A 19,107-nucleotide genomic window follows, 5' to 3' on the forward strand; every position below is an offset into this window, starting at 1 on the left:
CCAGAAGGTCTGGATCAACCAGCCCAAGCCGGAGACAGTGCCCGCACAACAGTCCATATAGTGTCAAACCGTCTCATTTGACTTGACAACTTCCGAGCCGCAAGACCGCCCGTCCCCACGCTGAACCACTGGCGGCGGGCTGCGGACTTGTTGGACACCCTGTCTTCTGTGCATCTTCTGGGGCGTAGCCGCTGCGAGGCGCATCATCCCGATAGCACGTCGGTCGACGCCAGGGGCCACACATCCCACGGAAATCGAAGGTCAACTACCTTGATCAGCAAGCATTGTGGGCAGCAATCAGGTCGCGGTACCAGGCGTAGGAGGCCCTCGGCGTGCGCCTCTGCGTCTCGAAGTCGACGTGCACCAGGCCGAAGCGCTGGTGGTAGCCCTCGGCCCGTCGGACACCCTGTCATTCTATCCATGGCGGTGGTCTGCCAGGTCAGCGGCCCGCAACAAGCTGGTACGGCCCGACCTCGCGCCGCGGCAGCCATTGGTCGAAGACTCGGCGAAGATCGTGGTCGCCGTGCCTGCCGGCCTGCGCTTCAGCAGTGGCCTGGTAACCATCAGTGGCTCCTCGCGGCTCGCCGTCAGGGCCGTCCTCTGATGGTGGCAACCCAGGCGTATAGGATCACCGCCGCCAAAGTTGAACGGCTGGCTGCAGGGAGGCGGGAAACGCGTGAACCAGTGCACGACCACGGCGAAGACAGGCGGTCGCGCCTGCGGCAGGTCCCAGTGGAAGAGCGCGGGCAGCGGAGTGACGCCGGCCTCCAACAGCCCGTCCACCAGCCGCTCGCAGAAGTCGATCCCGGCACCGTTGACCTCGCCCCGGCCGGTCGGCTGCACGCGCGACCAGGCGATCGAGAACCGGTACCCGTCGAGCCCCAGGCCGCGCATCAACCCCACGTCCTCGGGCCCCCGGTGATAGGGGTCGCACGCCACCCGGCCGGTGTCGCCGCCCCTTACTGCGCCGGCCCGGTCGCAGAAGGTGTCCCACACCGACCGGCCCCGGCTGTCCTAGTCCATCCCGCCCTCGATCTGGTAGGCGGCGGTGGACACGCCCCAGCGGAATCCGGGCGGCGGGTCGCGATGGTCCGTCATGGATGAATCCCTCCAAACAACACGAGCCACAAATGCGAGCAGGGCTCATGTCAAGGAGAGCCGGCGGCCTAAATCCAGAGCCGAGCGCCATATAGCCCGCAAGGGCCTGGCCCTCAGCGGCCGCCGCACCGATCACCCCAACCGGCCACGCCGGCCACAGGCGCGCCATCGCAACCCCAGAACCAGAGCCACGATCATCAGATCGCCATGTGGTGGAACTTCATCGGCCACACCAACGAGGAGATCGCCCAGGCCCGCGCCGACTGGCAGTCCGGCACCCGCTTCGGCGAAGTCCATGGCTACGCCCGCGCCCGCCTGCCCCGCCCCGGAGCTGCCGCTGACGCCACTGAAGCCGCAGGGCCACGAGCGCTGAGCTGGCGCCGGTAGCTGTGCGGCGGGCCGTGTCATGGGTGCATCGATGGTGCTCGACACGCCCCCACCGCGCTCCGGTGCGTTCGGCGGCGTTGTCCGGATCACCCGTTCGCGCCAGGGGCGATGTGATAAGGATAGCGGTTGACGGCGGGCCGAACGGGGGGAGTCGGAGACATGCGCGATCCGTTGGAGAACGTGGAACTCACCGAGGCCGTACAAGGTCTGCGGGACCAATTGATGGCCGCCGCGGACGCTGCGGACAGCCAGCGCATCAGGTTCGAGGTCAACGAGATCACGCTGGACTTCTCGGTCGAGCTGCGACGCGACGCGACGGCCAAGGCGGGGTTCAAGGCCTGGGTGGTCTCCGGCGACGCCCAGGTGGGGGTCGCGCAGAACACCGTCCACAAGGTGTCCGTGAAGTTGAAGCCGAAGGACTCGGCCCTCGGCGGGCCGATCGAGATCGGCAGCCGGGCCGCGGTCGACCTGGGTGACTTCGAGCATCCGTCCGGACTGCGCGGCGGATGAGCGTCCGGTCCGTCGAACGCGTCGCCATCGTCCAGGGAGCGCGGCAGGGCAGCGGCTTCCTGTTGAACTCCCGCCTGGTGCTCACCTCGGCGCACCTGTTCGACGGGGATGGCGGGGCCGCTCGCGTCGCTGTCCCCGGGGGGGCGGGGACGCGCAACTGCCGCCTCAGGTGGCGCCGTTACGACGCGGCGTGCGACGCGGCCCTGCTCGAAGCGGACGACGACCTGGTCAGGGACGCCACGACGTGCCGGATCTCCGACGTCCGCTGGGGCCGGACGGTGGGCCTGGCCGCGTGGGAGAACTGCGAAGCCGTGGGGTACCCGCTCATCTCGCTGCGGGACGGGACGAGACCGGACACCGAGCAGATCGTCGGCACGCTGAAGCCGGGGTCGTCGATCCTGCGCGGCCGCTACATCCTGGACAGCTCCCACACACCGCCACCGTCGGCGGCCGGCACTCCCGGCGGTTCGCCCTGGCAGGGAATGTCGGGCGCCGCGCTCTTCGCCGGAGAATTCCTGATCGGCGTGGTCTCCGGGGACCCGGGACAGTGGGCACACGCACGGGTGGAAGCCGTTCCGGTCTCGGTCGTGGTGGCCGACCCCGGGTTCCAGCGGGCGGTGCAGGCAGCCGCAGGGCTGCGGCCGGAAGTGGTGGAGATCGGCAGGCCGGCACCGCACACGGTGCACGAGGCCGCCATCTCCCGCGAAGGCGACTGGCTCCGGGTCGCCGACGCCGACCCGATCTCCTTCGGCGTCCATCGCGCGCCGGACGCCGCCGGCCATCCGGAAGCGGTGCAGTACGTGCCGCGCGACGTCGACGCCCGACTTGACGCCCAGCTCGAAGCGCTGGCGGAGACCGGCGGCATGCTACTCCTGACCGGGGATTCGGCGGCGGGCAAGTCGCGGGCCCTGTTCGAAGGCATGGTCCGCAATCTCCCGGACCGGTCGGTCTGCAAGCCGGATCCCGACGCCGACCTGGCCTTCCTGCACTCCCCCTCCGGAAGCGACTGCGAGAGTGTCGTGTGGCTCGACGACCTGCACACCTACCTGCGGTCCGACGGGCTGACGCCGTCCCTGCTCGACCGGCTCGTCCGCCGGGGCACGGTCGTGCTCGCGACGCTGCGCACCGAGTTCCACGAGCACTACACAGATGAGGAGGACGGTCCGTCACTCTCGCAGGGCACCGGGCCGCGTCTGCCGTCCTCGCCAGGCAGGGTGATCCGCGCTGCGCACCACCTCACGCTGGACCGGCTCTGGACCGACGACGAGCGGCGGGCCGCGTCGGCGCGCCAGGACCCGCGCGTCGTCGCGGCCTTGAGCGCCGACCGGGCGCACGGGGTGGCGGAGTACCTGGCAGCGGGGCCGCAGGTCCTCAAGCGGTGGAAGGCCGCCTACCGGGTGCGGGGCAACCCCCGGGGGGCCGCGCTCGTCGAGGCTGCGGTCGCCCTTGCTCGCACGGGCGTGGACAGTGCGCTGGCGCCGGATTCCCTGGAACGCCTCCACGAGTACTTCCTCGACCTGGCGGGCGGTCCGGCGCTACGTCCAGAGGGCATGGCGGAGGCCTGGGAGTGGGCGTCCCGGATCGTGCTGGGCGTGACCAGTCCCCTGGTGCCGGGCCGGGGCGGAAAGTGGAAGCCGTTCGACTACCTGGTGTCCTATGCTGCGCGCCGGGCCCGTCCGAGCGAACTCCCGGAGCAGGTGTGGGAGGAGGCGCTGCGCGTCGTCGACGACACGCGTCGGGCGCTGGTGTCGACCGTCGCCAAAGTGGCGGGCCGGCCGGAGGTGGCCAAGGAGGTGCTCCGCCCCCTCGCAGAGGCGGACGATTCCGACGGCCTGATCGCTCTCGGGGCGCTGCTGGCAGAGGAGGAGGACTATGACGGCGCCGCCCGCTGTTTCGAGCGTGCTGCCGCTCAGGGCGACTCCCTAGGGGCACACAACATGGGTGCCGTCTCCTTCGTGCGGGGGGATCTGGAAGCGGCCCGGGAGTGGTACGGGCGCGCGATCCAGGGCGGGGAGCGGATGTCGATCGGAGCCCTCGGCCTGGTCCACGAGAAACTGGGCGACCAGAACGAGGCGGTGGCGCTCTGGAAGCGCGGTACCGAGGCCGGAGATCCCGCGAGTGCGCTGCACTACTCGGACTGGCTGAGGTCGAAGTGGCAGTCTGACGAAGCCGTCGAAGCCCTGAGGGTTGCTGCCGACGGCGAGATCCCGCTCGCCGCCCTCTCGTACGCCGGCGTCCTCCTGCACAGAAAGGACCACGAGACGGCGAATGCCTACGTGTCGCGTGCCTACGCCGCAGCGGTCGAGCAGGGGGAGCTGGGTGATCCGATCGGCTATCTGATGGCCGGTGTGACGGCGTATTCCTTCGGCGACGTCCGGCTGGGGAAGAAATGGTGGCGCCGGGCGCGGGAGCGTGGCCGTCCCTCGGACTGGGTGGTCTTGGAGGCAGAGGAGGGCTCGCCCGGACTGCGGCACCTGGCCTTCAGTCAGGTCTGCCTGGACAGACTCGGACCTGAGGAAGCCCGTTCGCTCATGCAGTTGCTCTGGGCCGGTGACTGCCAGGACTGCGGATACCCCCTGGGTGACGGCGTTCCGGCGCTCCACGTGGACGACACCTTCATGGGGGCCGACGCGCGGCTCTTCCACTTCGGACTGTGCCGGTATCCGCACTGGAACGAGTCGGCCCTGACCCAGGTGGCCAAAGACGCGGGCATCAGCTGGAAGGCCTTCACCGCCGGAGTGCCTACGGGGGAGGGATTCGGCCCGCTCTGCGTTCCCGCCCTCGTGGTCAACCCGTCTTTCGAGGTCGCGCAGTTGGTCCGCAGCGGGGACCGCTGGACGGCGACGGCGGCGTGCGGGCCCCGGTCGTCCAACGCCGAGGTGCTCCACCTGCGACCGGTGTGGTCCGGGCTGCCGCCCAGATCCTCCGACGGGCGCGCCTGGGCACTCACCGGCCCCGGCGAGGCCGCGGTGGCAGTGCTCGGGCAGGTCTGGAGCGCTCCGGCGACCGAGGCGTTCATCGCACTGGTGGAGCAGTACGGCGGAATGCTACTCATCACGGCGAGCACGGTCGGGCCCGAGGCCGAGGCCTCGGCGGACGTCCTGGCGGATGTCCTGCAGGCCTGGGACTCGATGACGAGGTGGGTCCCCTTGAAGCCAGGGGCTCCGAGGTAGGCCGTTTCCTGCGGATCATCTGATTGTTGGTTGATGCGCAGTGGGCGCGGGGAGAGCCGTTGTTGCCGTACCCGGCGCCTCGGCGGCGGCGGCGGACGGTGGCGTGATCATCGGGAGGTGATCGACGCGATCGTGTTCAAGTACCGGACCGGGACGCCGTAAACGGACCTGCCGGAGCGGTTCGGGGTCGTGGAAGGGCATCCACAACCGGCCGTGGAGGTCGGCACTGGACGGTACGTGGGAGCGCGCGCTCACCGCGCTGCTCGCGCAGGCCGAAGCCGAGGGCGACTTGGACCGCGTGGTCGCGATCGACTCGACGATCGTGCGCGCACCAGCACGCCGCCGGGGCCGAGTGGACCCTCACGCGGCAGCGCCCGCTCACCCAGACCGCCTGGCTGCTGCCCGTTGCCGACGCCCCGCAGCACGAGATCGACCGCCGCTTCCACGCCATCGTCACCGACAGAGTCGGCGCCCCGACCGAACTGGTCGACGAGCACGGCGCCGTGGCCTGGCAGCAGCGCACCACGCTGTGGGGCCGCCCGCTGCCTGACGCGGTCGAGAGCGTCGACTGCCCGCTGTGCTTCCCCGGGCAGTTCCACGACGCCGAGACCGGCCGGCACTACAACGTCTTCCGGTACTACGACCCGGCCACCGCCCACTACCTCAGCCCCGACCCGCTGGGCCTCGATCCGGACCTAATCGACCTGTACCACGCGATGCCAGCAGCGTCGAGCAGAAACAGGCCCACAACTGGGCCAACACGGCGATCACGCCTGGCTTCAAGGCCTCTACAAAATCCGATTCAGCTCAAACCGCTGGTGACGGCCTTCTCAACCATCGAACACCCTGTCTTCACACCCTATGGCCGAGCGCTGCCACCTGCCCGCGCTCGACCAGCGCACTCATCAACCTGGACCGGTCCCGACATGTGCCACGGGCGCCATCGAGCTCAACTACCTGGCCCGGTAAAGTCGATGAGTGGCAATCAGGTCTCGGTACCAGCCATACGAGGCCTTGGGGGCACGCTGCTGGGTCTCGAAGTCAACGTGGACCAAGCCGAACCTTTGATGGAACCCTTCCGCCCACTCGAAGTTGTCGATCAGTGACCAGGTGTAGTAGCCGCGGACGTCGACACCTTCGGCGACGGCGGCGGCGAGGGCGTCGAGGTGGGTGGCGAGGAAGTCGATGCGGGGCTGGTCGGGGTCGGTGGACTCCTCGACGGAGCAGCCGTTTTCGGTGATGGTGATGGGTGGGAGGGCCTTGCCGTACACGTCCCGCAGGTGCAGGAGGAGTTGGCGCAGGCCGTCGGGGACGACGGGCCAGCCGAAGGCGGTGTGGGGGACGTCGGGGATGTCGACGAGGTCGAAGGGGAGGCCCGGTTCGGTGGAGGCGGCGATGCGGGTGGGGTTGTAGTAGTTGAGGCCGAGGCCGTCGAGGCGGGGGGTGTGGATGAGGTCCACGTCGCCAGGGCGGACGGCGCCGAAGATGTCGTCAGGGACGCCGAGAGCGGAGAGGTCGGGGTAGCGGCCGAGCAGGACCGGGTCGGTGAACAGCCGGTTGTGCAGGGCGTCGTAGGCCTCGGCCGCGGCCGTGTCCTCGGGTGAGGAAGAGGCCGGCCAGACGGGGGTGAGGTTGTTGGAGAGCATCACCTCCAGGCCGCGCTCGTGGAGCAGGGAGGCCGCCAGGCCGTGGGCGAGGAGCTGGTGGTGGGCGGCCGGGAGGGCCTCGAACATCAGGGTGTGGCCGGGGGCGTGGGTGCCGAGGCCGTAGCCGAATACCGTATGCACGAAGGGTTCGTTGAGGGTGATCCAGGCGGGGACGCGGTCGCCCAGCCGGTCCGCCACCACGCTCGCGTACTCGGCGAAGCGGTAGGCGGTGTCGCGGTTGAGCCAGCCGCCGTTGTCCTCCAGGCCCTGCGGGAGGTCCCAGTGGAAGAGGGTGGGCAGCGGGGTGATGCCCGCCTCCACCAGGGCGTCCACCAGCCGGTCGTAGAAGGCGAGACCGGCGGGATTGACCGCGCCCGCGCCGGTGGGCAGCACCCGGGGCCAGGCGATCGAGAACCGGTAGCCGTCCAGTCCGAGGTCCTTCATCAGCGCGATGTCCTCGGGGTACCGGTGGTAGTGGTCGCAGGCCACCGCCCCTGTGTGCCCGTCCCGGACGGCTCCAGGGCGGGCCGAGAAGGCGTCCCACACGGAGGGCCCGCGCCCGTCCTCGTCCACCGCCCCCTCGATCTGGTAGGCGGCGGTGGCGGCACCCCAGCGGAACCCCGCCGGCAGGTCAAGGCGGTTCACCATTGTGCTCCCCCTTCAAAATGTGAGGGAAACTCATGTTAGCCCCGCGCCCGGGAAACGCCAGAGGCAACCGGCCGTCATCACAACGGCGCTGTCCCGTACCCCAGGAGCTGCATCCGGCAACGGAGGCCGCGGGAGCTCCTGCTCCCACCGCTGCGTGGAGCAGGGCAGACAGGGCCTCACGGTCCCGTCGACTGCTCCGTCCGAATGCTGTGCGCGCAGCAAGTCCCCAGGTTGCCCGCCTACCGATCAGTACGCAGGTGCAATGACCGTGCCACGTGCGCCCGCTGTCGCGGCGTCGCACGCCGCACACCCCTCCGTCCGCGCCCCCTGGAGCCCACCCATGCGTTCGCTCAGGCTCATCGTCCTGCCGCTGGCCGCTGCCCTTCCGCTCACCGTGATGGCCTCGGCCGGCACCGCCGTCGCCGCCGCGCCGGACCGGTCGGCGTCCCACCGCGCCCCTCTGCCGTCCGACTGTCCGGACCTCCTCCCGCCGGACGACCCGACCGTCTACTACTGCGGCCGGTCCGAGCTGGGCCCGGCCGAACTGCCGAAGACCGGACCGGTGGCGACGCTGCTGAACCACTACCGGCGCCTCGGGGGCCTGCAGCCGACCCAGTTCCTCGATTGGTACCGCGACGGCACCCAGTGGAAGTACCCCGGCAACCGAGGCTTCGCGGAAACCAACGGCACCCTCGACATGCACGAGCAGGCGATGGACGTGGGTCAGGCCCTGGACCGGTTCGGGGCCGAGACCGGCGGATTCCTGGCGACCGGCGGAACTCCCTACGCCAAGCGCGCCCTGCCGCCGGACTCGCTCAACGGCACCGGGAACGGCTACCACTGCTACGAGGTGAACCGCCCCTTCCGCGTGCAGGCGGGCCGGATCGCGGCCGGTTTCAACCAGCCGGGGTTCGGCTACCAGCAGTGGCTCGACCCCCAGTTCAAGCCGTCCGACTTCACGGACGCCGAGCGCTACAACGTCGCCAACCTCCTCAAGCACGAGTACCTGAAGGTCGCCGAGCCGGAGCGCTGCGTCGGCACGGGCCACGGCTCCTGAACCACGGCCGATTGGACGGGGCATCACCTGGACGAGGGCATCACCATGACACGCGGAGACGGGGTTCGGCCCCGGGCCGGTCGGCCAGGTCCGGTGAGGGGCTCTTGATCGGTGGTGCGTGGTGGTACCCGGGCACGGGCCGGATCCTCGGAGGACCGCGATTGGGTGCGGCCGTCGAATGACAGTACGTTCCGCTGCCCGCTCCTGACGGGATCGCCCGCCCGGTGGCCGGCCACCGGGCGGGCGATCCCGTCAGGTCAGCACGGAGACACCGTCGCCGACCAGCTTCGCCCCGAGAACGAGGAACAACACCGCCATGACGGCCGTGTTGTTCCGCGCGGCCCAGTCCCGCCAGTCGGCGAGGATGCTCCTCGCCCGCTCGCCCATGATCAGGAAGACGCCCAGCGGCGTCAGCAGTCCGAGCGAGCCGACGACCACGAACACCGCCACCGACGCGATCTGCTGCCCGACCGGGAGCCCGGCCGAACTGATCGTGGCCCCCGCGGCGATGGCCAGCGGGGCGTTCTTCGCATTCGCCGCCGCCAGCGCCAGCCCCAACCCGAGGGTCTTGCCCGGGCTGAGGCCGTCGATCACGGACATCCACTTCGGCAGGTGCGCCTGGGCGGGGTCCTTGGGACGCCGGCGCCACTGCCGAGCGCCGAACAGGACGAGCAGGACCCCGAGGGCGAGCTTGAGAACTCCCACCCAGGTGGCCGGGTGGCCGTGGCCGGAGGATCCGGCAGACCCGCCGACCGCCAGCATCACGCCGGCCAGCCCCGCGAGTCCCACGACCCAGCCTGCCGTGAAGAGCAATCCGTTGAGACGGCCACGCGGCGTGGCGAGAATCAGAATGATGGCGATGATCGGCAGCGGGCTGACCGCGACAGCGGCCGCGAAGCCCAGCACATCACCGAGAACCTTTCCCATGCACGTCCTCTGTACGTTCTCCGGTCGACGCCGGCCCTGTGGTCACCCGCCGGTTTCGAAGCCGGGGAACAGCGTCATGCCGCCGTCGACGTAGAGCGTGGCGCCCACGACGTAGTCGAACAGGTCGGACGCGAGCGCGGCCACGGCGGTGGCGATGTCCTCCGGATCACCGACCCGGTTATAGGGGATGAGGCGAAGCAGGTCGGCTTCCGCCTCCGCCGACTCCCAGGCGCTGCGGTTGATGGGGGTGCGGATCGCGCCGGGCGCCACCGCATTGACCCTGATCCGGTGGGGCGCGAGCTCCTGGGCCAGGGTCTGCATCATCATCAGCACGCCGCCCTTGGAAGCCGCGTAGTTCACATGCCCGGCCCAGGGGATGATCTGGTGGACCGAGCTCATGCAGATGATCTTCCCTGCTGCGCAGGACACCTCGGGGACGACGCCACGGCGCATGAACTCCTTGGCCGCCTCCCGGGCGCACAGGAACTGACCCGTCAGGTTGACGTCGAGGACCTTCTGCCACTGAGCCAGGGTCATCTCGGTGGCGGCGGCGTCCCGCTGCAGGCCCGCGTTGGCCACCAGGACGTCGATCGTGCCGAACTCGTCGACCATCCGGGAGATCATCCCGGTCACCTGGTCCTCCTGGGAGACGTCGGCCTCGTGCGCGTAGGCGCGCACGCCGAAGCCCTCGATCTCCCGGACCACCTCCTCGGCGGCTTCGCGACCGGCCACGTAGTTGACCACGACATCGGCCCCGACCCGCCCCAGGCCAATGGCGGTGGCCCTGCCGATTCCGGAGTTCGCCCCGGTCACCAGCGCCTTCTGGCCCTTCAGGAGCGGGTAGGAGGTGGTCCGACGGCCCTCGTTGTCGCTGGTGCCCACTGCTGTCTCCCCATGTGTCCGTGCGGCGGCACTCCGAACACAAGCAGCACCGCCGACCCGGGTCGCGGTTCGGCTCGCCGCGCTGGTCCGTCAGGGGGACGCCCGTCAGACCATCGGCGCAGCGGCGGTGGTCCGGGCCCGGCAGTCAGTCGTCCTGCCGGTCGAGGGCTTCGTCGAGCGTCCTGGCCGCCATGATCAGCGAGAGATGGGTGAAGGCCTGCGGGAAGTTGCCCAGCTGCTCGCCGGTCGGTCCGATCTCCTCGGCGAAGAGTCCGACATGGTTGGCGTAGGTCAGCATCTTCTCGAACGCGTAGCGCGCGGGGCGGAGCCGATCCGCCCGGGCGAGGGCGTCCACGTAGAGGAAGGTGCAGAGGCTGAACGTTCCCTCCGAGCCCCGCAGACCGTCCGGCGAGGCCGCCGGGTCGTAGCGGTAGACGAGGCTGTCGGACACCAGGGTGCGGTCCATCGCGTCCAGCGTCGACAGCCAGCTCTCCGTCCGCGGAGCCAGGAACCCGACCCGGGGGATCAGCAGCAGTGAGGCGTCGAGGACGTCGCCGCCGTAGTACTGGACGAGCGCCTGCTCCCTCTCGTTCCAGCCTCGTTCCATCACCTGTTCGAGGATGGCGTCGCGGGCGGCCGTCCAGCGGGCGGTGTCGGCGGGACGGCTGTACTCGGCAGCCAGGCGCAGACCGCGGTCGAAGGCGGTCCAGGACATCACCCGGCTGAAGGTGAAGTCGTTGCGTCCGCCGCGGGTCTCCCAGACGCCCTCGTCGGGCCGGTCCCAGGAGTCGGCCAGCCAGTCCAGCGTCCGGGCGAGGTTCTTCCAGCCGTGGTAGCCGGCCCGCATGCTGACCTCGCGGCCCTCGGCCAGGGCGTAGAGCGCCTCCCCGTAGATGTCGAGCTGCAGCTGGTCGGCGGCCGCGTTCCCGGCCCGCACCGGGTACGAGCCCCGGTAGCCCTCGAAGTGTTCGAGGACCTCCTCGGTCAGCTCGGGGTCGCCGTCGACCCGGTACATGATCTGGAGCGGCTCGCCGACGACCTCCCGCTGACCCCGCAGCCGCTCGCCGATGCGCTCGCCCAGCCAGCCGGTGAACTGCGCCGCCTCGTCGGTGAACCCGAGGTCGAGCAGCGCGCGCACCGACAGTGAGCCGTCCCGCACCCAGGTGTAGCGGTAGTCCCAGTTCCGCTCACCGCCGACCTGTTCGGGCAGGCCCATGGTGGCCGCGGCGACGGGGGCGCCGGTCGGCGCGTAGGTGAGCAGCTTGAGCGTGATGGCGGAGCGGTTGACCATGCTCGGCCACCGACCCCGGTACCGCGAACGGTGCACCCAGTGCTGCCAGAAGTCCACCGCGTGCCACAGCTGCTCGACCACGCCCTCCACGGTCGGAGGCGCCGGCGCCTCACCGTCCGGTCCGTCCACGGTGAACACGGCGGCGGCCACCTCCCCCGCGTTCAGCGTCACCTCGCCCCGCACGTCCCGGGCGTCCGGGTGGAGCGGGAAGGTGGCCTGCAGGTGCGCGACGAAGCCCGGCGCGCGGAACGTGGCGGTGTCGCCCTGCGGGTCGAGTTCGTGAGCGGCCCGGCCGTAGTCGAACCGCGGTCGGCACTCCAGGGCGAAGCGCACCGTACCGCGCACCGCCCGCACTCCGCGGATCAGGACGTGCCGGTCGCTCGGGGTGGTCCCCTGCTCCGGCGGCATGAAGTCGAAGACCTCGCCCACCCCGTCCGCCGACATGAACCGTGTCACCAGGACCGCGGTGTCCGGATAGTAGAGCTGCTTGCAGGTGGCGCCCCGGTCCTCGGGTGCGAGCAGGAAGTAGCCGCCGCGATCGTGGTCCAACAGCGCGGCGAAGACACTCGGCGAGTCGAACCGGGGAGCCGCGAACCAGTCGACGACGCCCTGGGAGGAGACCAGAGCAGCGGTCTGCAGGTCGCCGACCAGGCCGTGGTCTGCGATGGGTGGGTACCGGTCCATGATCATCCAGCCTCCCTCTCCTTCTCCACTGTCCGCCCGGCCCGGCGGGCGTGCGAGAGGAGACCGGAGGCCGTGGCAAAAACATGAGAAGTGCTCATGTTAGTGACGCGACACCGGAACACCGGGGGCGGCGGCTCAGACGGTGTGGTCGAGCTGGGCCCAGAGGGCGCGTTCGGTGGGGGTTGGCGGGACCTCCGGGCAGAGCCGTTCGGGGTGACGGGGCGCGGCGGGGCGCGCCTGGTTCGGCGTCAGGCCGGGGACGTCCACCCAGAGCCCGCCGAGGCAGGCCAGCGTCTGCCAGAGGCCGGCGGCCAGCGAGGCCAGTAGGCGTCGGGCGGTGGGACGCATCCGTATCCTCCTCCGATCGGCCGTGCGCCTCCCCCCTGACGGTCCGGGGGGAGGCGCACGGTGGCGGTGTGGCGTCCTACCGCCCCTGGCCCTGCAGGCGCACGGCGCCGGACGGGCAGTTGCGGACGGCGGCCTCGACCTCGGACCGCCGCTCCTCCGCGGGGTCCGCGTCGAGCACGACGACCAGCCCGGTCCGCTCGTCCTGGTCGAAGACGGTCGGCGCGTTCAGGGCGCAGAGGCCGCCGCCGATACAGGTGCCCTCGTCGGCTGAGACTCGCATGTTCTCTCCTTCTCGCTCTCCTGCTCGGTCCGCAGGGGTCACCAGGTCACGGGCAGGGCGGAGACGCCCTCCAGGCCGCCGGTGTCGCGCAGCGGAACCTGGTCCGCGGGCACCGCGAGGCGCAGCGTGGGGAAGCGGGTGAGCAGGGCGGTCAGCGCCACCTCGATCTCCGCCTTGGCCAGGTGCTGGCCGATGCACTGGTGCACGCCGAAGCCGAGGGCCAGGTGGCGGCTCTCGGAGCTGCGGGTGATGTCGAAGGTGTCCGGCTCCTCGAAGGCCTCCGGGTCGCGGTTGAGCAGGGCGTTGGGCATCAGGACGCCCTCGCCGGCGGCGATGGTCTGCCCGGCGATCTCGATGTCGGCGACCGCGATCCGCCGGGTGACGGTGTCGGCGATGGACAGGTAGCGCAGCAGCTCGTCGACCGCCGAGGGCATCAGTTCGGGCTTGGCGCGCAGCAGGGCGAGCTGGTCGGGGTGCTCCAGCAGCGTGAAGATGCCCAGGGCGATCATCGACGAGGTGGTCACGTGACCGGAGTTGAGCATGACCAGGGCCAGGACGACGAGTTCCTGGTGGCTCATCTCCCCGTTGGCGATCGGTCCGGCGACCAGGTCGCCGAGCAGGCCGGGCTGCGGTTCGTCGGCGTTCTCCATGGCGGTGATCAGGCGGTCCAGGTAGCCGAACAGCTCGCCGATCATCTGCTGGACGGACTCGACGCTCTCCACCTTCTCCAGGCGGTAGCCGCGGTCCTGGAAGAACTCGTGGTCCTCGAAGGGGATGCCGAGCAGCTCGCAGACGATCTTGGAGGGCAGGTGGATCGCGAACTCGGAGACCAGGTCCAGCGGGCCGCCCTTGGCCTGCATGGCGTCGATGAGCTCGTTGGTGATCTCCTCGATCCTCGGGCGGGCCTCGCGGGCGCGCTTGAGGGTGAAGGAGGGCAGCAGCATCCGGCGCTGGATGTCGTGTTCGGGCGAGTCCATCTCGGGCAGCATCCGGAACGGACGCGGGGTGCGCTCGGCGGCGGACAGCGCCGGGAAGTCGGGCCGGGTACGGTCGTTGGAGAGCCGGGGGTCGCCGAGCAGCTTGTGGGCGACGGCGTGGCTACTGACCAGCCAGGCACTGCGGCCGTCGAACAGCTGGACCTTCTGCAGCGGGCCCTTGCCCTTGAAGTCGTTGTATCCGGTGGGCGGCTGGTAGGGGCAGCTGCGGGACAGCGGGAAGGACGCGGTGGGCGTCGGCTGGGTCATGGGCAGGCTCCTGGGCTGGGAAGGCGTCTCACGGGCAGGGCGGGCGGAGGGGCGGACACCGGCGTGTGCGGCCGGAGTCGGGATCCGGGGCGGGGGCGCGCGCCGCGGCTTCGGCGGTCACGCGCCCCGTTGACGCTCGGTCAGTTCGCGACGTCGGTCGGTTCGCGACGTCGGTCGGTTCGCGACGTCGGTCAGTTCGCGACGTCGGTCAGTTCGCGGCGGTGCCGAACCAGGTGGCGAGCGCGGCGTCCAGGCCCGCGGCGTCCGCACCGCCGGCCCAGGCCACGAACCCGTCGGGGCGGACCAGGACGAGCTCGGCGTCGAGGGCCTGGTCGGGCTCGGCGTCGACGACGGTCACCCGGTCGGCGATCGGCGCCAGGGCGGAGAGGTCGGCCGCGCCGCCGGACAGGTCCAGCAGCGCACCGCGGCCGGCGCCGAGGGCCTCGGCGGTACCGGTGACCGTCCCGTCGGCGGTCTTGAGGCTCACGTTCGGCACCGGCCGGCCGAGGATCGCGGGCGTCCCGGTGCCCTCCGGCGCCGGGAAGGGGTAGCGCACGTCGCTGACCATGGTGACCAGGTGCCGGTTGACGTCGTCGTAGGTGATCAGGTCGGTGAGCAGCGCCCGGAGCGGGGCGACGGACTCCAGCGGGTACATCAGGGCGGTCTGGGCGCGCAGCGCCTCGCAGGCCCGCGCGCCGACCGGCTGGCGCTCGGCGGAGTAGCTGTCGAGCAGGCCCTCGGGCGCCGTCCCGCGGACCTCGGCGGCCAGCTTCCAGCCGAGGTTGACGGCGTCGTTGAGGCCGGTGTTGAGGCCGTGCCCGGCGGTGAAGAGGTGGTGGTGCGCGGCGTCACCGGCGAGCAGCACGCGGCCGAGCCGGTACTGGGTGACGTACTCGCTGCGGCCCGAGTAGCGGCGCAGCCAGCGGGCGTTGGCGATGGGGCGCTTGCTGCCGGTGAGGCGCTCGATGTTGGCGTCGAGCTCCTCGATCGTCACCGGGGTGTCGGCCGAGGGCGCGGGGACGTCGAACTCGATGGTCTGCAGCCGGTAGAGGCCGCGCTGCGGGTCGGGCATGGCGCCGAAGACGCCGCCCGGGTAGAGCTGGGCCTCGATCTGGCCCTCGTAGGTCTCCAGGTCGGCGAGGACGCCGTACCAGGACGGGCCGCCGGTGACGGTCTCGAAGCCGGCCAGGCGGCGCACGGTGCTGTCCGAGCCGTCGGCGCCGACCAGGTAGCCGCAGCGGATCGGGCTCTCGCCGTCGGCGGAGCGCAGCCGGACGGTCACGCCCTCCTCGTCGGCGTCGAGGCCGACGACCTCGCGGTCGGTGAGGACCTTGGCACCCAGGTCCATCGCGCGCTGCTGGAGCAGCGCCTCGACGCGGCTCATCTCGACCAGGTAGTTCTCCTGGTCGGTGACCTTGGTGAGGTCCAGCCAGAGCAGGCCGAAGTGGAGCGTGGGCCACTGGTAGAAGCCCTCGCCGCGCAGCTGCTCGGCGAGCCCGCGCTGCTCGAAGAGCTCGACCGAGCGCTGGTGGAAGGTGGAGATCCGCCAGTCCTCGTCGGCCTGCGTCCTGCGGTCGACGACGACGGCCTGCACGCCGGCCGCGGCGAGCTCGCCGGCGAGCATCAGGCCCACCGGACCGGCGCCGGCGATCAGAACGGTGGTGGTGTCCATCAATGCTCTCCCTGGAGACTTCAGCGGCTTGGGGGTGTTGCGCGGCCGGCGGCCGGCCGGCGGGACTACCGGCGCTCGGCGGGCGGCGGCCGGCGGGTACTGCTGCGGCTCGGCGGCCGGGGTGCTACTGCGGCTTGGCGGCCGGCGCGCGGAGGACGATCTCGGCGTGGAACGTGTCGGGCTTGTCGGTCTGCAGGTAGGAGCGGCTGCCGGCCGTTCCCCGGTAGCGGCCGCTGAGGCCGTAGGCGTCGATGCTCTGGCCCTGACCGGCCATGGTGGCCGTGATGTCGACGATGCCCATGGTCCGGGCGGTGCCGTCGGCGAAGGTGAGGAACTCCCGGTAGAAGCCGAAGATCCGGTGGTCCCCGGGGCGGACGTGGACGATGGTCACCGCGCCGGTCAGTTCGGCGAGGTGTTCGCCGTCGGCGGTGGTGATCTCGTTGGTGAACGTCGCGCCGTCCCCGACCCCGATGCCGGCCCCGCTGATGACGATCTCGCGCTGCACGACGACGTCGGTGAGATCGGCGAGGACGATCTCCTCGGTGGCGGCGGGGTCCTCGACCGCGGCCGAGCGGTCGGTGCCGACCGGGATCAGGGGGGTCAGCGCCGTGACGGGGATGGCGACGGGTGCTCCCATGTCGTGACGTCTCCTCTCGCAGGTGTCGCGGCCTTGTTCCCTGTACCTTCGCGAAGGCGACTGAAGCTGGTCTAAAGCCCTTCTTGGCATGCGGAGTTCGCGGTCGACGGCCTCTCGAGCAGTCCCGGGACCAGCCCCCGGAAACGACGGAACCCTCCCTCTCTCCGCGGGCCGGGGGTGTCCCGCGGAGAGGGGGAGGGCGTTCGGTGGGCCCGGTGGCCGGCCGTCGGGCGGGCCGCCGGACCGGGGCCCGCTAGTTGGACTTCACCGCGTCGTCCGCCGGGTCGACGAGCTCCAGCTCGACCTCCGCCGGGCGGGGCTTGCGCTTCGGCAGGAAGAGCAGGGTGAGGACCGCGAAGACTCCGAGGATGGCGGCGCTGGCCACCAGCGACTGGGTCATGCCGTGGGCGTAGGCGGTGTTCGCCGCCTGGGTCAGCCGCCCGCCGGCGTCGGCCGGCAGGCCGCCGGCCACCCCGTGGGCGCCGGCCACACTGGCCGAGGCCGCGTCGCGGGCCGCGCCGGGCAGGTCGCGCACCGCGTCGACGATCTTGTCCCGGTAGCCGTTGTTGAGCATGCTGCCGATGATGGCGGAGCTGAACGAGACCGCGATGTTCTGCATGGTGCGGGACATTCCGTTGCCGGTGCCGGCCTGGGAGAGCGGCAGCGCGGAGAGGACCACGTCCACCGAGAGCGGGATGCTCAGGCCGAGACCGAGGCCGAACACCACCAGCCCGAGTGCGACGCTGCCGTAGCCGCTGTCGGCGTGCAGCTGGGAGAGCAGCACCAGGCCGACCGCGCTGACCACCATGCCGACCAGGATGATCGGCTTGGCGCCGATCTTGCTCGCGGGCTTCTCCCCCGCCGCCGCGCCGGCCAGCATCGCGCCGATCAGCGGCAGCAGCCGCACGCCCGTCGACTCGGCGGACGCGCCCTGCACCAGCTGCATGTAGGGCGTGAGCACGAACAGCCCGCCCATCATGGCGAAGCTGACCATGCCGAAGGTGATCGAGCCCCAGGTGAAGTGCCGGTTGAGGAACAGCTTCAGGTCGATCAGCGGGGAGGAGGCCCGGCGCTGCCAGAGGACGAACAGGATCAGGAAGACGAGGCCGCCGATGAGCCCGAGCAGGACCTTCGAGTCGGACCAGCCCTCGAGCGGCTGCTCGATGATGCCGTACGCCATGCCGGTGACGCCGATCGTGACCATCACGGCGCCGGGCCAGTCCAGCGTGGGCGCGGCCGGGTCGCGGCTCTCGGGGACCCAGAGCGCGACGCCGAGCAGGCTGAGCAGGACCACCGGACCGTTGATCAGGAAGACCCAGCCCCAGGCGAAGTGGCTGAGCATCCAGCCGCCGAGCAGCGGGCCGAGCGGCATGCCGAGCATGGTGCCGATCGTGGTCACCGTGATCGCGCGCTTGCGCTCCTCCTCGTCCGGGAAGATGACCGGCACCAGGGCCAGCGCGAGCGTCATGATCATCGCGGCGCCGGCGCCCATCAGCGCGCGGGTGGCGATCAGGGCGGTGGCCGACGTGACCTGACTGGCGATCACCGAGGCGATGCCGAAGACCACCAGGCCGGTCACCAGGACCTTGCGCCGGCCGATCCGGTCGCCGAGTTTGCCGGCCGGCAGCAGCAGGCCGGACCAGGCGAGCGTGTAGGACGCGGAGATCCACTGGAGCTGGCTGTTGGAGGCGCCGAGCTCGTCCGAGAGGGTGGGCAGGGCGGTGGCCAGGACGTAGGTGTCCAGGCCGATCACGAGGATGCTCAGGGTGAGCGCGCCCAGCGCCCACCAGCGAAGGGTGCCCCGCACCTCGTTCGCCCCGGACCGGGAGGTCGCAGAGCCGGTGATTGCCATCGGAGTTTCTCCTGTTCGGTGTTTCAGTAGGCGCGCTGGAGTTGTTCGCGGTGGCCGTCGGCCATCGCCTGGAACATTTCGGTGACCCGGGCGTTGAGCTTGGCCAGGTCGGCGGAGTCGGGCGGGGTGTCGTTCTCCAGCGAGCGCCGCAGCACGTACGCCAGGAGGTCGGCGCGTGCCTCCAGCGGCAGCCCGTCGTCCTCACCGAGTTCGTCGGCGTTGGAGAAGCCGCGGGCGACGTTCGCGAGGATGTGCTGCGCGGTGGCCCCGGACAGTTCGGGGCGCAGGATGCCCTCGTCGGCCAGCATCTGCAGGTAGTCGGGGTTCTCGGCGAGGTCCTGCTGGGCGGCGCGGACGCTCTCGTCCTGGGCGAGGTTGCCGAGGACGGCGGCGTCGGCGAGCAGCAGGGCGCGGACCAGGGGGCGGCGGACACCGTTGAGGAAGATCACCCGCATCAGCCGGTGTGGCAGGGCGAGGGTCGGTTCCTTGCCGAGTTCGTCCACCAGGTGGTCGAAGAGCCGGAGGGCCTCGCGCTGCAGGACGGCCCAGAAGAGGGCTTCGCGGGTCTTCCAGTGCAGGTAGACGGTGCCCTTGCCGATGCCGGCGCGGGAGGCGACGTCGTCGATGGTGACCCGGCGGTAGCCGTGCTGTTCCAGCAGTTCGGCGGTGATGTCGAGGATCCGCTCGGCCCGTTCCTGGCGAGCGCCGGACCCCACTGGCAGGCGTTGGGATCTGTTCACGGCACGAGTGTATGACCAGATTTCAAAGTTG

General features: G+C 70.9%; 14 protein-coding genes and 4 pseudogenes. 5 read left to right on the forward strand and 13 right to left on the reverse strand.

Annotated elements, in window-relative coordinates; all coding sequences use genetic code 11:
• Positions 1-274: 274 nt before the first annotated feature.
• Both ACH4E7_RS35195 and ACH4E7_RS35200 read right to left on the reverse strand, forming a co-directional pair.
• Positions 275-385 (reverse strand): annotated as a pseudogene (locus ACH4E7_RS35195) (family 1 glycosylhydrolase); the annotation flags it as partial.
• A gap of 329 nt (positions 386-714) precedes the next feature.
• Positions 715-1,098: pseudogene (locus tag ACH4E7_RS35200) on the reverse strand (family 1 glycosylhydrolase); the annotation flags it as partial.
• Positions 1,099-1,305: 207 nt separating this feature from the next.
• On the opposite strand from ACH4E7_RS35200, the pseudogene ACH4E7_RS35205 reads away from it, so the two are divergent.
• The 4 genes and pseudogenes from ACH4E7_RS35205 to ACH4E7_RS35220 form a co-directional block, all read left to right on the forward strand.
• Positions 1,306-1,471: pseudogene (locus tag ACH4E7_RS35205) on the forward strand (pirin-like C-terminal cupin domain-containing protein); the annotation flags it as partial.
• A 173-nt stretch (positions 1,472-1,644) separates the two neighbouring features.
• Complete coding sequence (locus tag ACH4E7_RS35210; protein ID WP_396253241.1) at positions 1,645-1,995, forward strand: trypco2 family protein; 351 nt, start codon at positions 1,645-1,647, stop codon at positions 1,993-1,995.
• Positions 1,992-5,168, forward strand: coding sequence for a trypsin-like peptidase domain-containing protein (locus ACH4E7_RS35215; protein ID WP_396253242.1), 3,177 nt, complete (start codon positions 1,992-1,994; stop codon positions 5,166-5,168). Before ACH4E7_RS35210 ends, ACH4E7_RS35215 begins: the two co-directional genes overlap by 4 nt.
• A gap of 503 nt (positions 5,169-5,671) precedes the next feature.
• Positions 5,672-5,869: pseudogene (locus ACH4E7_RS35220) on the forward strand (RHS repeat domain-containing protein); the annotation flags it as partial.
• A 252-nt stretch (positions 5,870-6,121) separates the two neighbouring features.
• Here ACH4E7_RS35220 and ACH4E7_RS35225 read toward each other — a convergent pair.
• Positions 6,122-7,462, reverse strand: coding sequence for a GH1 family beta-glucosidase (locus ACH4E7_RS35225; protein ID WP_396253243.1), 1,341 nt, complete (start codon positions 7,460-7,462; stop codon positions 6,122-6,124).
• 340 nt (positions 7,463-7,802) lie between these two features.
• Between ACH4E7_RS35225 and ACH4E7_RS35230 the strand changes: the two genes are divergently transcribed.
• On the forward strand, positions 7,803-8,519 hold the full coding sequence (locus tag ACH4E7_RS35230; RefSeq protein ID WP_396253244.1) for a TNT domain-containing protein: 717 nt from the start codon (positions 7,803-7,805) through the stop codon (positions 8,517-8,519).
• A 252-nt stretch (positions 8,520-8,771) separates the two neighbouring features.
• On the opposite strand, the gene ACH4E7_RS35235 is transcribed toward ACH4E7_RS35230, so the two are convergent.
• The 10 genes from ACH4E7_RS35235 to ACH4E7_RS35280 form a co-directional block, all read right to left on the reverse strand.
• Positions 8,772-9,446 carry a GAP family protein gene (locus ACH4E7_RS35235; protein WP_396253245.1) on the reverse strand — a complete coding sequence of 225 codons (675 nt, stop codon included), beginning with the start codon at positions 9,444-9,446 and terminating at the stop codon, positions 8,772-8,774.
• 42 nt (positions 9,447-9,488) lie between these two features.
• Positions 9,489-10,328: an SDR family oxidoreductase gene (locus tag ACH4E7_RS35240; RefSeq protein ID WP_396253246.1), complete on the reverse strand. Its 840-nt coding sequence runs from the start codon at positions 10,326-10,328 to the stop codon at positions 9,489-9,491.
• A gap of 145 nt (positions 10,329-10,473) precedes the next feature.
• Positions 10,474-12,303 (reverse strand): glycoside hydrolase family 15 protein, encoded by a 1,830-nt coding sequence (locus ACH4E7_RS35245; protein WP_396253275.1) that lies wholly within the window; start codon positions 12,301-12,303, stop codon positions 10,474-10,476.
• 135 nt (positions 12,304-12,438) lie between these two features.
• Entirely contained in the window at positions 12,439-12,651 is a 213-nt protein-coding gene (locus ACH4E7_RS35250; protein ID WP_396253248.1) for a DUF6059 family protein, read from the reverse strand.
• Positions 12,652-12,727: 76 nt separating this feature from the next.
• Positions 12,728-12,931: a ferredoxin gene (locus tag ACH4E7_RS35255; protein WP_396253250.1), complete on the reverse strand. Its 204-nt coding sequence runs from the start codon at positions 12,929-12,931 to the stop codon at positions 12,728-12,730.
• 38 nt (positions 12,932-12,969) lie between these two features.
• Positions 12,970-14,175: a cytochrome P450 gene (locus ACH4E7_RS35260; protein WP_396253251.1), complete on the reverse strand. Its 1,206-nt coding sequence runs from the start codon at positions 14,173-14,175 to the stop codon at positions 12,970-12,972.
• 208 nt (positions 14,176-14,383) lie between these two features.
• The gene (locus ACH4E7_RS35265) at positions 14,384-15,847 is read right to left on the reverse strand and encodes an FAD-dependent monooxygenase (RefSeq protein ID WP_396253252.1); all 1,464 of its coding nucleotides are present in this window, start codon (positions 15,845-15,847) and stop codon (positions 14,384-14,386) included.
• Between the two features lie 124 nt (positions 15,848-15,971).
• On the reverse strand, positions 15,972-16,484 hold the full coding sequence (locus tag ACH4E7_RS35270) for a hypothetical protein (RefSeq protein ID WP_396253253.1): 513 nt from the start codon (positions 16,482-16,484) through the stop codon (positions 15,972-15,974).
• Between the two features lie 253 nt (positions 16,485-16,737).
• Entirely contained in the window at positions 16,738-18,336 is a 1,599-nt protein-coding gene (locus ACH4E7_RS35275) for an MFS transporter (protein ID WP_396253254.1), read from the reverse strand.
• Between the two features lie 23 nt (positions 18,337-18,359).
• Positions 18,360-19,076 carry a TetR/AcrR family transcriptional regulator gene (locus tag ACH4E7_RS35280; RefSeq protein ID WP_396253255.1) on the reverse strand — a complete coding sequence of 239 codons (717 nt, stop codon included), beginning with the start codon at positions 19,074-19,076 and terminating at the stop codon, positions 18,360-18,362.
• Positions 19,077-19,107 lie beyond the last annotated feature (31 nt).

The sequence above is a fragment of the Kitasatospora sp. NPDC018058 genome, assembly GCF_044327205.1.
In the GTDB taxonomy this organism is placed as follows: Bacteria; Actinomycetota; Actinomycetes; order Streptomycetales; family Streptomycetaceae; genus Kitasatospora.